This is a genomic window from Thermodesulfobacteriota bacterium (assembly GCA_039028315.1).
Lineage (GTDB): Bacteria > Desulfobacterota_D > UBA1144 > Nemesobacterales > UBA2774 > CR02bin9.
Map to the genome: position 1 here is coordinate 1 of JBCCIH010000034.1, position 13,854 is coordinate 13,854.

At 40.4% G+C, this 13,854-nt stretch carries 15 protein-coding genes; 4 read left to right on the forward strand and 11 right to left on the reverse strand.

What is annotated here, in order from left to right; genetic code table 11:
- The coding region (locus tag AAF462_03630; GenBank protein ID MEM7008203.1) for a YhjD/YihY/BrkB family envelope integrity protein at positions 1-731 on the forward strand (731 nt) is incomplete at its 5' end.
- Position 732: 1 nt separating this feature from the next.
- On the opposite strand, the gene AAF462_03635 is transcribed toward AAF462_03630, so the two are convergent.
- The 9 genes from AAF462_03635 to recF form a co-directional block, all read right to left on the reverse strand.
- Positions 733-1,551, reverse strand: coding sequence for a CVNH domain-containing protein (locus tag AAF462_03635; GenBank protein ID MEM7008204.1), 819 nt, complete (start codon positions 1,549-1,551; stop codon positions 733-735).
- Between the two features lie 74 nt (positions 1,552-1,625).
- Positions 1,626-1,871 (reverse strand): hypothetical protein, encoded by a 246-nt coding sequence (locus AAF462_03640; protein MEM7008205.1) that lies wholly within the window; start codon positions 1,869-1,871, stop codon positions 1,626-1,628.
- A gap of 136 nt (positions 1,872-2,007) precedes the next feature.
- Positions 2,008-2,391: a YMGG-like glycine zipper-containing protein gene (locus AAF462_03645; protein ID MEM7008206.1), complete on the reverse strand. Its 384-nt coding sequence runs from the start codon at positions 2,389-2,391 to the stop codon at positions 2,008-2,010.
- A gap of 62 nt (positions 2,392-2,453) precedes the next feature.
- The gene (locus AAF462_03650; protein ID MEM7008207.1) at positions 2,454-3,125 is read right to left on the reverse strand and encodes a hypothetical protein; all 672 of its coding nucleotides are present in this window, start codon (positions 3,123-3,125) and stop codon (positions 2,454-2,456) included.
- Positions 3,126-3,243: 118 nt separating this feature from the next.
- Complete coding sequence (locus AAF462_03655) at positions 3,244-5,289, reverse strand: FAD-dependent oxidoreductase (GenBank protein MEM7008208.1); 2,046 nt, start codon at positions 5,287-5,289, stop codon at positions 3,244-3,246.
- A gap of 95 nt (positions 5,290-5,384) precedes the next feature.
- Positions 5,385-5,774: a DoxX family protein gene (locus AAF462_03660; GenBank protein ID MEM7008209.1), complete on the reverse strand. Its 390-nt coding sequence runs from the start codon at positions 5,772-5,774 to the stop codon at positions 5,385-5,387.
- A 42-nt stretch (positions 5,775-5,816) separates the two neighbouring features.
- The gene (locus AAF462_03665; GenBank protein ID MEM7008210.1) at positions 5,817-6,668 is read right to left on the reverse strand and encodes a protein-disulfide reductase DsbD domain-containing protein; all 852 of its coding nucleotides are present in this window, start codon (positions 6,666-6,668) and stop codon (positions 5,817-5,819) included.
- Complete coding sequence (locus AAF462_03670) at positions 6,661-7,128, reverse strand: PaaI family thioesterase (GenBank protein ID MEM7008211.1); 468 nt, start codon at positions 7,126-7,128, stop codon at positions 6,661-6,663. The genes AAF462_03665 and AAF462_03670 overlap by 8 nt, the downstream gene beginning before the upstream one ends.
- A 61-nt stretch (positions 7,129-7,189) precedes the next feature.
- The gene (recF, locus tag AAF462_03675; GenBank protein ID MEM7008212.1) at positions 7,190-8,290 is read right to left on the reverse strand and encodes a DNA replication/repair protein RecF; all 1,101 of its coding nucleotides are present in this window, start codon (positions 8,288-8,290) and stop codon (positions 7,190-7,192) included.
- A 143-nt stretch (positions 8,291-8,433) separates the two neighbouring features.
- Between recF and AAF462_03680 the strand changes: the two genes are divergently transcribed.
- The 3 genes from AAF462_03680 to hemG are packed head-to-tail and all read left to right on the forward strand — an operon-like array spanning position 8,434 to position 12,860.
- A complete protein-coding gene (locus tag AAF462_03680; GenBank protein MEM7008213.1) occupies positions 8,434-10,578 on the forward strand; it encodes a CDC48 family AAA ATPase in 2,145 nt (714 codons plus the stop codon).
- A gap of 4 nt (positions 10,579-10,582) precedes the next feature.
- A complete protein-coding gene (locus AAF462_03685) occupies positions 10,583-11,416 on the forward strand; it encodes a prepilin peptidase (protein MEM7008214.1) in 834 nt (277 codons plus the stop codon).
- A 46-nt stretch (positions 11,417-11,462) separates the two neighbouring features.
- Positions 11,463-12,860: a protoporphyrinogen oxidase gene (gene hemG, locus AAF462_03690; GenBank protein MEM7008215.1), complete on the forward strand. Its 1,398-nt coding sequence runs from the start codon at positions 11,463-11,465 to the stop codon at positions 12,858-12,860.
- 2 nt (positions 12,861-12,862) lie between these two features.
- On the opposite strand, the gene AAF462_03695 is transcribed toward hemG, so the two are convergent.
- Both AAF462_03695 and AAF462_03700 read right to left on the reverse strand, forming a co-directional pair.
- Positions 12,863-13,444 carry a DUF4126 domain-containing protein gene (locus AAF462_03695; protein ID MEM7008216.1) on the reverse strand — a complete coding sequence of 194 codons (582 nt, stop codon included), beginning with the start codon at positions 13,442-13,444 and terminating at the stop codon, positions 12,863-12,865.
- 101 nt (positions 13,445-13,545) lie between these two features.
- Positions 13,546-13,854, reverse strand: a 309-nt coding sequence (locus AAF462_03700) for an FKBP-type peptidyl-prolyl cis-trans isomerase (GenBank protein ID MEM7008217.1), incomplete at its 5' end; no start/stop codon positions are given.

Below are 13,854 nucleotides of genomic sequence, written 5' to 3' on the forward strand. Positions count from 1 at the left end.
CGGCTAAATTTGCTCCGTATCTGATGGTATTTTTAGTTTTCACATTTATATATGTGATCCTGCCGAACACTAAAGTTAGTATCAAATCTGCATTCATTGGCGGACTTATTGCAGCAATTGCCTGGCAAACAACATCGTGGGTCTTTGCATTTACAGTTGCAAAATCTACAAAATACGCATCAATTTACTCAAGTCTTGCTGTACTAATACTCTTTATGCTCTGGGTATACATAAACTGGCTTATATTCTTGATCGGAGCTCAGATAACCTATTGTCACCAGAACTTAAGAAATCTTGATCTTGGTAGAACCATATTTAGGCTAAGCAGCAAGCTAAAAGAAAAGCTGGCACTTATGATAATGTTTCTAATCGGTAGAAGTTTTTACTACGATGAAGATAAATGGACTCATGAAAAGCTGGTAAAACACTTAGAGCTACCGCATGATTCAATCGATAACGCAATAACTCAGCTAGAAGAAAAGAAATTAATTTTAGAGATAGGCGAAGATCAGCCCTATTATCTTCCGGCAACAGATATAGAGAATATTCCCATAAGTGAAATAATAGATTCTGCTCGAGTAAATAGCGAGACCGATCTTCTTGAAAGTATGCACCTTTCAAAACCCGAAGTGGACCAGGTTACTGATAAGTTAGAACAAGCAATTCATGCCTCATTGGGTGAACTAACTCTCAAAGATCTCGTGGTTGGAAAAGCCGACAAATCTTTATAGCCTAGTTATTACATCTAAGCTTTCCGTTATCGTTGTATATTCCTCGGTTGCAGTTCTTATAGTTAATGCTTGAGTGCTTCCACTTGCCGTTGTCGTTTTTGCAATCGGCCTCTAGATACTTTCCTTCCATATAGAGATTCTTGCAGGATTTTTTGTAGCTTCCTGAAGGATAATTAGAGTGCCCACCGCCGCACACAAGGTTTCCGTTATCGTTTTTAATTTCCTTGTTGCAGTTACGGTAGTTTATTGAGCTCTTATTCCATCCTCCGTTTTTCTTCTTACAGTTGGCATATAGGTAAGAGCCTTCAACGTATGCGTTCTTGCAGCTATCTCTATAGCTTCCCTTGGGAATCTTTCCTCCAGCGCCCCTGCAGCTAAGCTCGCCGTTATTGTTGCTTATATCACCTTTGCATTTCTTGTAGTTAAGCTTCGTATTATTCCAAGATCCGTCTGCTCTCTCACAGCTTGCCTTTAATTTGCCATCGCTAACCCTGATATCTTTACAACTGCTTTCGTAGCTGCCGGAAGGAGGTCTTTTACCCTGTCTTTTTTTGCAAGTCAGTACTCCGTTATTGTTTGATATATCTCCCTCACACTGATTAGAGCGCAGAGTGGATGTTTCATAATTCCCATCGGCTTTCTTACACTGCGCCCATAGAAGACCACCCGTCATGACTTGAATGTCTTTGCATGTTTCCTTATAGCTGCCCGGCGGGATACCTGTCTGTGCATTAGATGGACTAACCAAATACGGCAAGAAAATTAGCAGGCCGAATATAACAGGAATAATAAATATATGAGAAGAGTATTTCTGATTCATTTTCCATCCTCCAAGGAATATTTGAATCTGATGATAAACCTTTAACCATCCATCAATATAATTTATCTAAGACCCTATCTGCCATAAAGCCCGTCATCGCTGTGAGGGTCTTCGTTAGCTCCCTTCATCTGCCTTATAGAGTCATTATATGCGTCTTTGTAAGCATCGCATTTCATCTGATTATCGGGATAATCAATTAGGCACTGCTCATAAGCAGCTTTAGCAGACTGTTTCTCCTGAAGCGGGCGCTTCCACTGCATTCCGCCCCCGCATGAGGCGAGAAAAAAGATAGGTATGATTAACAATGTCCATCTATACATTTGTAGCTCCTTTTCCTCTTAATAATATGATATTCCGTCCCCCATAGTATAGCCGGATAGTTCCGGCTTAATCCCGCTCTGACTTCGCCCCAATATAGGGGAAACTTGTTTATAATACTATGAGTTGTTATTAGATTTAGTTTAAAACGTTATAACCTCTTCCGATCATGCAGTTACGGTAAATCTGCTCGTAACCTTTTTCACTATCATATATACCTTTTGCTCCGCCTGCTACGCCGCCGATCACTGCTCCGTAGGCAAGACCTTTAACTGCATCGCCAGCGATAGCTCCAATTAGAGCACCTGTTCCTGTTCCAACCGCACCACCGACAACGGTGTCTTTAGCGGTGTCTTTCCAACCCGGTGCGCCCTGTTTGGCTATGGCTCTGCACTCTGCCTGATCTCTATAATACCTATCGCTATTTTGTACAGATCCCGGGTCAATCACAGGAGTATATTGCTGACAACCTAAAAGTGCTGCTACTGCAAATACTGGAACTAGAAGTAATGTTTTATTCAATTTATATGACCTCCGTGGTTAAATTTAATTTATGTGAATAAAGCTAAATATTCACTAATAGTTTATGGTGCTACCTGTTCTTCTGCAACAATTACGTGATCTGTGCCTACCGGCTCGCCAAGCTCAAAACCTGTAAGCGGGTTGTAATCCCCTAAGCTGAAATCACGAATTGTTAGAACACACTTAGATTTTCCATTCTCTGCATAGCATGAGTAGGAAATATTAGAAGCTGCCATCTTATTAGCACCATCTTCAACCACTACTGAAGGAATCAGTCCAAAGTTGTAAACATCAAAACCGCCTTTGTCATTTTTTGAAGTTATGAATTGTCCGAGAAACTCTGAATCTGTTGTTGACAGAGGCTGATCCCCAGCGTTTTCCACTGTCAGTGTGCGGGATTCTTCATATATAACAGCTGAGTCTCCTAGGTTGTTTACCCTGTCTAGTATATCTAGTGTCTTTTTCTGAACCATCTGGCCATTTTCCATCTTAGTTATCACGCGCTTTACAGGTATATCAAAATCTCCTTCTGCCAAATCAATTGCCTGGCCGTACTGCCACTCTGATTTGATCACTGTACCGTTTGACTCAACCTGTGTTGCCAGTGTTTTACCTGCCAGCAGGCTATCATACATCTGACGGAATTCCGCCGTTGTCAGGTCTGTAGCTTGACTGCTTGCCACACCAACCAATAAAAATAAAACAAGCGCTAAGCACATAATTAATCTGTTCATAAGAACCTCCTTTGATGGTCGTATAAGATCCGCCTTACCTAAAATCATTCTAACTTTTTAGTTTATGCAATTCAAGATATTTATGGATTAGTAGTATATGAAAGCAAATAAGACCTTATCACTCATTTGAAGCTATTTCGTGCCTTTCATGAAACTTTTCCAACACAAAATTGATCATTTTATCTCTTCTGATATAACCTTTGATGTCACGATTTTCCAAGTTATCAACAACCGGGATCCATTTAAGGTTATGATCCCTCATAGTCGCGGCAACAAGAGTGCACGTGTCACTTTGTGTTATCACTATAGGGGATTTAGTCATAAAGTCTTCTACTTTTGTATCAGGCTCCGCACCGGATTCAACGGCCCTAAATATATCCGTTCTAGTGAGGATGCCTTTTAATTTGTTTGAGCTGTCAATGACACAGCAAAAATCTAGCTCTTTTTCGCTCAATGTTTTTACTGCTTGTTCAAAGGTATCATCGGGATCCAGATTTATCAGGACTGGCCTTACAAAGGTGGAAAGCGGCTCTGCATTTAGCATCTCAAACACTTCTGGTACTTTTTGCCACATACTGCCGCTTCTTCTCCTAACGGCATCTGCAAGAAAATCTCTAAAAGGTCTGAGCGCGCTTGAGATCTGCTCAAACACTTTGCTTCCCATTACAGTAACCTCTAGCTCTGTTTTAGCTCTCACTGAAGAGCTTCTGGTTCTATGGTCCAAAAGGGCAAGCTCACCAAAAAAGTCGCCCTCCCCTAATATTGCAAGTATCTTTTCGTCATCTGTTGCAGCTTGTCTTACAATTTCAACCTCGCCTTTTTCAACGATATAAAAGTTATTTGAAGGATCACCCTCACGAAATATATAATCACCTGGCTGAAAATGTGATTTGCTAACCCTCTGGGTTTGATCAGACTTTGGATGAGCAAGGTCTCTCGAATAGAAGATCTCCCAAGCCCAGTCAAAACCGACTTTTAATCTATGAGAAAAAGTAGGGAGCTTAAATAGATAGACGGATCTCCATAAAAACCATGCTAAAAAACCTGATATGTGAAGTCCCAAAAATTCCGCAACTGCATTTTGCCCGCCGATCGCACAGAGCTGACCAAGAGGCTTGAAATAAAAAGGCTTAGTCTCTTTTCCTTTTATTTCCCTAACGATGTTCAAAGCGGCTTGCGTTCCCTGACGCTCAGCAAACTGCCCAGTTGGAGGCGAAGGCTCGTTATTAAAAGAATTCATAATATATGCGCAGTCGCCAACGGCCCATACGTTATTGTGGTCTTTTACTCTCATATCAGGCTCTGTAACTAGCCTTCCACGCTCTTTTGGTGCTTCCATTTTCTGTATGATTGGAGAAGTGGCATTTCCAACTGTGCACACAATTGTTGCTCCATTTATCATTGTCCCGTCTGCAAAACCTACGCCTTCTGGGGTCACGTAGGAAACTCTTCGATTTAGAATTACATTTATGCCAGCCTGCTCCATTTTAACTCTTGTAAAATCTCTTAATTTAGAGCTCACCTCTGGCAGTAGCTGGTCTCTTGAATGGACAACCGTCACTTTAATTTCTTCTTTTTTGATGTTTCTAAAAAATTTTCTAGTATCTCTTACTAAATCGTTAATTTCACCTGCTACCTCCACACCACTAAAACCGCCCCCAACAACTACAAAGGACAAAAACCATTGTCTTTTATATACATCCTCAGCAATCTCTGCATTTTCCATCTGTTGCATCACATGATATCTAAGAGCAATAGCATCACCTACGGTTTTAAGCGGGAACGCATGATCGGACATACCTGGTATCATTCCAAGGTTAACTGAGGAGCCGCATGCTATAACTAAATGATCATAGAACATCTGACCCTTTTTGTTACGGTTTCCTAGATACTCAACAAAGTTATTTTCGACATCGATGTTGATAATATCTTCAGTTCTACAGTAAACCCCCGGAAGCATTTGCCTAAGTGGAACAGCCACTGGCTCAGGGCTGATTGAGGCCCCGACAACTTCTGCCAAAAGGGGCTGGAACACTAGATAGTTTTCACTGTTATATAAAATAATATCGGCTTCTTCTCGCTTGAGCTTCTTTCTAAGAGTGAGAGCGCATTTAACTCCGGCAAAACCGCCGCCAATAATCTTTATCTTTTTTCTCACAGGCATAGTAAGTTTCTCCAGAGATGAGAATACAAAATTCTTATTGAGATTTTATGAAGCGCGTTTATAAAAACCTAGTTTGATTATTATTATTGAGCAAATCAAGTATCTGTGCCAAATAACTTTTGGACCGTCCATCCACCGGGTCCAACTAATGCTATAAAAAGAAAACAGACCATGTAGAGAAATGCTAGCTCTAGCTTTGAGAATGGGTCTGCGAAGATCAATAGATGCACCGCAAATGCTGCTACTGCCATATTCAACCCAGCAATTAAGGCTGAGACTCTGGTAAACAGACCAAATATAATCAGAAGCGGCAATAAAGTTTCAGCAGCTATGGCTAAATAGGCTGATATTTCTGGCATCGGAAGGCCCATATTAACTATGTTTTGAATAAAGGGTTCAGGGTTTAAGAGTTTACCAAGACCATGACCCAATATCATTGCAGCACTCACTAAAATACGAAACAGAAAAAGAGCTAAATTATTCATTGCAGTATTATATTCCTCCCGATATGCAAATAGCTATACTATCTAAATTTCGTCTAGATCAATCGTAATTGCTAGAGCTGAACGATCACCGACTTGATCATTATATACTATCAAGCCATCTAATTCAGCATTTTTAACACTACCTTTATTTTTCTCTATTACATCAAGTGATATAACAAAGCCTTTATCTCCCGAAAGAGTTTGATAGGAAATATCCTGGATTGAAATATTTTCCCCCGGATTCGGGAAAAACTGCGGACTCATAAGCTTGGTATCAGATTGTATAGTTAAGTTGACTCTATATAATTTGGCTTTTACTTTTGTTGTATCAACTTTAACATCAAATGTTTTTTTAGTCTTATTAATATCAGTAGGCAGCTTATTTGACCAAGCTGTAAAAATTGAAGATCCATTTTGCTTAGTTTCATCGCCAAGTTTTAAGTCATATATAAGTGTTTTGGAGCCGGGAACACAAATGTCCTTACAGCTCACCCACGAAACATTTACAGATATTCTATGTGAGTCCTTAATTTTTGCTCCATCTGGAACTTTTATATTTGACCATAGGAGTAGAGATTGTTCATATCCGTAGTCAATTCCGCCCTGTGGGTTTTTAATAGATGATGGGATTGGCCAATTAAGATTACCTATAGCAAAACCTTGCGGGACCGAAAAATCAACTTGGGTTGCAAGCCCGCTTGCTCCAGGGTTCTTCCAATAGATATGCCAACCTGGTTCAATGGCAAAAACTACACCAAGATTAAATGTGTCTCCGGGCTCTACCAAATCTGCGTTAGAAACTAACTTGGCTTCTACTGAAGGGGGAAATACTTGTGCTAAAGAAAAGATGGAAGATAATGATAGTAAAAAAGCGCTTATTAAAACCTTAATCAAACCAATTCTCCGGAGGAACTTTAACAGCAAGCACTTCTGCACTTGCGCACTTTTCTTCACCCGAGAAAAGTTTGCACACTACTAAAAGCTTGCGCCCTTCCCTCATGGTAACCTTCGCTTTGAGACTTACGTCTTTGTCTATGGGAGTTGGTTTGTGATAGTCAATTTTAAGTGACGCTGTGACATACCAAATAATGGGCTCACTATTTAGCTCTCTTTCCTCAAGTTTATACGCATCAGCAATTGCCGTGCTGACAGAGTGGCAGTCCATAATTGATGCTATAATGCCGCCGTTTAAGAAGCCCGAAGGTCCCGCCTTATGATTTTGATTTGGAGTCCAAACGCACACGGATTTATCATCATCCCAGTAGCTCTTTATATTGAGCCCATGCTCGTTGCTGCATCCGCAGCCCCAGCATTCATTGTGTTGCCAATAGTCTTGAAAAGCTTTTGTGCTCATTAATATCTCCAGTGCGACCTCAAAAGTGCAATGTATATAAATATACTGACATTTAGGGAAATCAAATTTCTACATCTTTTTGGCTAACAGTTTTGTCCTTGATGCGAAATACCCTAATTGGACCCTTATACAAGATCTCTTTTATGCTTGTGGTAGTAATAAATATCTGACCCTTAAACTTTCTGAGAAGTTTAAACAAGAATTTTTTTCTGTTCGAGTCAAGCTCGCTGGTGATATCATCCAAAAGAAGTATCGGCGTTTTAGCGGTGATTTGATTGATAATCTCGATTTCTGATGCCTTTAGCGCAAGCGCTAAGTTTTTTGCCTCCCCCTGTGATGAATAAACTCCTGCGTCATTATCTGATATTGAGAAACTAATCTGATCCCTATGCGGCCCTACAGTTGTATGCTGCCTTCTTTTGTCTTCAGGAAAGCTATCTTTGAGTCGTTCCAAAAATATTTTCTCTATGTTTTTTGATGGGCCTTCGGAGCTTTCGTATATAATATCAATATCTTGATCCAGACCAGAAGTCTCTTTGTATATCCGGGATAGAATCGGCTTAAGTTTATCAATATATAAAAGCCTTGTAGTTATCACCTTGCTTCCGATCTCCGCCAATTTATAATCCCATACCTCGATCTGATCAGATGTAATAGATGCAGATTTAGATAGTACAGCGTTTCTTTGACTAAGCGCTCTTTGATATGTTTTTAAATCTGTAAGATGAGAGGGCTCAACTGTGCTTATTACAGAATCTATATAATCTCTTCTTATCTTAGGAGAGCCTTTTATCAATTCAATATCACTGGGAAGAAAAGTAACCACGTTATATCTGCCGTATACCTGTGAGGTGCGGTATACAATCTTGCCGTTAATCTTTATTGTCTTGTGACTGCTGTTTACGTGAATATGAACTTCATCGAAACCATTATCCGACTCAACCTCTCCTTTCAGCCTACACTCGGATGCATTTAAATTTATTACTTCCTCAGATCTAAGCTGCTTAAAGGGCTTGAAATTAAGTAGAAAGTGAATAGCTTCTAAAAGGTTTGTTTTGCCTTGAGCATTTTCGCCTATAATTAGATTAAAACGCTCATCAAAACTTAGTGTTTCTGAACTGTAGGACTTAAAGTCTTTTATTGTAAGGGATTTGAGTATCACGGCAGCTTAGCACTAATTTTTCTTTGAAACAGTATAATAAATATTAGGGTTTTGTTCAATTAAATTGATATTTCTACCGCCTGGGGACTAATTAGTTCTTGACCCCAATTCTGATGGCGGTATTATTTTTTTAGGGTCGAATTATGATAGCACTTAAAATATGCCAGATAGAAAAAAAGGATTCGAACAAGGGTTTTGCCAGGCTGAGCTCTGCTGATATGAGAGAGATCGGGGTAGAAGCTTGGGACCTGGTCGAAATAGGCGGAAAGAGAAAAACCATTGTCAGGGTAATGCCGCTTGATAAGTCTAAAACTAAAAAAGCTATAATCGAGCTTGATGATGTTACAAGACAAAATGCAAGAGTTGAGCTAGATGAGCATGTTTTTGTAAAAAAAATTGACTCTAAATCGGCCACTAAAGTTATCCTAGCACCCAGCAATAATGATATTTTATATAACGGTAATGAGAATAAATACCTTCAGGACAGATTAGACGGATTTCCTATCACTGTTGGAGATAAACTTAGGGTAAACCTTCCTGGCAAAAAAGATGAGCAGTTTCATGTAATAGGCATAATGCCTTCAAACTCTGTGATCATAAGATCTTCCACAAAACTCGACATAAAAAAGAAGCCCAAGGAAAAATTCGACAGCTCAAAGGTAAGTTACGAAGATATAGGCGGAGTAACAGAGCAGCTGAAGAAGATCAGAGAAATTGTTGAACTGCCTCTTAAGTACCCGCAGTTATTCAGCAAGATGGGAATCGACCCTCCAAGGGGAATACTTTTAGTAGGCCCTCCCGGAAGTGGTAAAACACTTCTTGCTAAAGCCGTAGCTCACGAAACAAATGCCAATTTTCAGGTAATAAACGGCCCTGAGATCATGCACAAGTTCTATGGAGAGAGTGAGGCCAGGCTTAGAGACATTTTTGAAATTGCAACTAGAAACCAGCCCTCGATCATTTTTCTAGATGAATTAGATGCTATAGCTCCAAAGAGAGATAAAGTCTCAGGCGATGTGGAGAAAAGAATTGTTGCACAGCTTCTCTCTCTTATGGATGGACTCAAAGATAGGGGAAATATTGTGGTCATTGGAGCTACAAACCTTCCTTCTGCATTGGATCCGGCGCTAAGGCGCCCAGGCAGGTTTGACAGAGAAGTGAGTCTTGATGTGCCTGATAGAAACGGCCGGCTTCAGATTCTTGGAGTGCATTCAAGAGGTATGCCTTTAGATGAAGATTTAGATCTTGAGAGACTAGCTGATCTAACTCATGGTTTTGTTGGGGCAGATATTGAGAACCTATGCAGAGAAGCGGCAATGAAAGCTCTTAGAAGAACCCTTCCAGAGTTTGATGAGGAAGTAATTGAAACAAATGGTAATGCAAGCGTGGAGATAACTCCTATTGCAGTTAACATGGACGACTTTATGGATGCGCTTAAAGAAGTCGAGCCTTCCGCAATTAGAGAAATCTTTGTCGAAATATCAAAAGTAACATGGGATGACATTGGCGGGTTAAAAGAAATAAAAGAAAAATTAGTAGAGGCTGCAATTTGGCCTTTCACGCATAAAGATCTTTTTGAAATCACAGAGGCCAAAGCACCAAAAGGCATATTACTTTGCGGGCCTCCAGGAACGGGTAAAACACTTGTTGCTAAAGCTCTTGCAAACCAGAGCGGTGCTAATTTTATTTCAGTAAAAGGCGCCGAGCTGCTTTCTAAATATGTGGGAGAGTCAGAACACGCTGTAAGAGATGTGTTTAAAAAAGCAAAACAGGTAGCGCCGTGCATAATATTTTTCGACGAGATTGACGCCCTTGCCCCATGCAGAACTGATTCGGACAGCACACGGGTTTCAGAGAGAGTTGTAAGCCAGCTTCTAACAGAGATGGATGGTATAGAGGATCTTAGAGAAGTATTAATTCTGGCAGCCACTAACAGAGCTGATATCGTCGACCCTGCGCTCTTAAGAGCAGGAAGATTTGATATCATATTAGACTTCCCATATCCCGAGCAAAGTGAGCTCTATGAAATACTTAAGATCCATACCAGAGGAAAACCAATTTCAAGGGACGCAAAGCTAAAAGAGATTGCCTCAATGGCCAAAGGATTCTCCGGGGCTGACATAGAGCTTTTATGTCAAAGAGCCTCTATGGTTGCCATAAGAGAGCACATTAAAAACCGCAAAAAAAGCCTTAAAATTACTGCTACCCACTTTAAAGAAGCCCTGGCTGAAATAAAGCAAAAGATATCTTCTCATCAAGGAATATCTCTCAAAGACCTAACGGACTAATCAAGTGCTCAGCACAGACATCCTCACATACATAGTTTCATTTATTCTAGGCTCAGTTGTAGGGAGTTTTCTAAATGTTTGCATTTACAGGATTCCAAGAGAAGAATCCATTGTTCATCCCGGCTCTCACTGTACATCGTGCGGGAGTCCAATCAGGTTTTATAATAATATCCCGATTTTGAGTTATTTCTTTTTAAAGGGTAGATGCACAGACTGCGGAGCAAACATATCAAAGATCTATCCCATTGTAGAATTGATCACAGGACTTTTGTTCTTTGCTACAGTCTACTATTTTGGCATCACGATTGAGGCCCTATTTTATTTGATACTTTTTTCAGCGCTTTTAGTCATAACTTTTATTGATATTGAGCATCTCATAATACCAAACGTGATCACCTACCCTGGGATACTCGTCGGCCTAGTTTTCGGAGCTCTTAGAACGAACTTGGAAACCTCTTTAAGTGCTTTAGAGTCTTTTAGTGTTAGCTTCTACAACTTCTTTGAGCTACTAAGACAAGTCCCTATATTAGACTCAATATTCGGCATCATAGTGGGAGGCGCGGTACTGCTGATAGTAGCGCTCATCTATCAGGCTTACAAAAAGCGTCAGGGCATTGGAATCGGAGATGTAAAACTTCTGGCAATGATAGGAGCATTTTTTGGCTGGGAGGGTGTGCTGTTTACAATATTTCTTGCGTCTATAGTAGGATCAGCAGTAGGTATATCAATAATCATAGCTCAAAAAGGCGACTTAAAATATCAAATGCCTTTTGGTCCTTTTCTCTCTATAGCCGCGGTTATATACGCTTTTACTGGCGGCTTTAAACTTTTCTTATAGACCCACTCAAGTTTTATAACTTTGCCAACTATGGTTTAATTACTACATGCCAAAGAGAATTGTAATAGTCGGCGGCGGAATCACAGGTCTAAGCGCAGCTTACAGATTGCAAGAGCTTGAGAAAGAACGAGCTCTTGAACTAGAGATCTTACTTTTTGAAAAAAGTGATAGGCTCGGCGGCGCAATTAAAACTGTTTCGAAAGATGGATATCTGATTGAGCTTGGCCCTGATATGTTCTTTACCAAAAGGCCTTGGGCTCTTGATCTGTCCAAACGTCTAGGCCTTGAATCTGAGCTAATTCAAACAAACGAGTCAATGAGGGGCACTAGTGTTTTATGGAAAGGGAATTTAATACCCGTTCCACAGGGATTTTTGATGCTAGCGCCTAGTAAAATTATGCCGTTTATTACCAGCCCCCTTTTCTCTTGGAGCGGCAAGTTAAGAATGCTAATGGAGCTTTTTATATCCAAAAAAGAGCCAAGTGATGAGAGTTTAGCTTCATTTGTTAGAAGACGTTTTGGAGTTGAGGCTTTAGTGCGGGTGGCGCAGCCGATGATTGGTGGAATCTATACCGCTGACCCCGAAAAGCTCAGTATCCAGGCAACTATGCCTCAGTTTTTAGAAATGGAGCAAACACGCGGCAGTGTTATAAGGGCAATGCTTCAAAACAGCGGTGAGATAAAGGGCGATAGCGGCGCCCGCTATAGTCAGTTTTTATCTTTTAATGACGGAATGGAGACTATAGTCGACAAAATAACAAGCATACTTCCCGAAGACTCTCTTTGCTTAAACGAGGCAGTTGATAAAATTTCAAAAACTAATAGCACTTGGGAAATTGAAACAAATAATCGAAAAATTAATTGCGATGGGATCATTATATCCACGCCGGCATATCATGCTGCATCTTTGGTAAATAACATAGATCCGTCTTTGGGAGATGATTTGTCCTCTATTGAACATGCGTCTTCTGCTGTAATTGCTTTGGCGTATAAAAAAGAAAATATTGGTAGCAACCTGCATGGATTTGGGTTTGTTGTGCCGGATGTTGAAGGCATCAAACTTATTGCTTGCTCTTACTCAAGCACTAAGTTTGATGGCAGGGCTCCGGATGGTCATGTTTTGCTAAGAGCATTTGTCGGCGGCGCACTAAATCCATCAATTTGCGAGCTTGAAGACACTAAAATTATTGGACAAGTAACACAAGAACTAAATAGTATTTTGAATATAAAGTCAGATCCTGATTTCACAATGATTGAAAGATATCCTGATGCCATGCCGCAATATCATATCGGCCATGTGAAAAAAGTAGAACAAATTAAACAAAGAGTGACCAACCTAAAAGGACTTGAGATTGCCGGAAATGCTTATAACGGAGTTGGGATTCCAGACACTATTCACTCCGGCGAGCTTGCCGCAGAATCAATAATTGATCAGCTTTTCTAATACTACTCGTGCTGGGTTTCTAATTTATTTCTTCTAGATAGCCAACCATAAATTTTTCTAAAGGCAAAAAAGATTATTACAACAACTAATACTGCAGCCACAATTGGAAGCGTGATAGCAAGTATGGACATCAAAACAGAGCCGCCTGCCTCTGCAGTTGAAACCACTGGGTTACCAACTCCGCCTGTAGTAGCAGTAGAAGCAATTCTTGTAATACTAGTAAAACCTTGAATAGTCCCCGCCACTCCTCCGCCCACAATTACGGCCAGTCCCCACTGAAGAAATGGGCTCATATCAGAGACCGCTGATGCCATTACGATTGTCCCTGCAACAGTAGCAGCCGGTACGGCTATAGTATCTAAAAGGTTATCTACCCAAGGAATATAGTAAGCAGCTATTTCAAAGATTGTAGCAATACTAAACGCGGCCAGTGCAGGATATGAGGCAATCCAGCTGAATTCAGGAGAAAGCGCAAGTTGGCCCGTAAGCGCCGCAATGCTCATAACTAAAAGCGGGACAAATACTCTAAATCCGCAGGCTGCGGCCAGCCCTACCCCTAAAAATATACTTAGCATAGTTTCCATACTTACTACCTCCTATTAGAAAGTATAGGAGGCCTCAATTTATTATCAAGAACTATTTCAGATATGGATTTGATGATTTTTGGCAAGCCTGGAGTTTTATATTACTTCTTTTTCACATTTACGATTTTTACAGAATATGAAAGATTGTTCCCAGCTAGCGGGTGATTATAACTGATTTCCACATCATTGCCGTCAATATTAGTTACATGACAGTTGCCATGTGAGGTTTGAATAACCATACCTACTTCGGGCTCTATCTCATTTTGCTTAAGTAGTTCTAAATCTACATTTTGGATTAGGTCTATATTAACTTCGCCATATCCTTCAGCCGCAGGTACCTCAAACTCTTTATCCTGCCCGCTTTCCATTCCAATAAGTGCATTCTCAAGCCCTTTTACCAGATCGCCTGA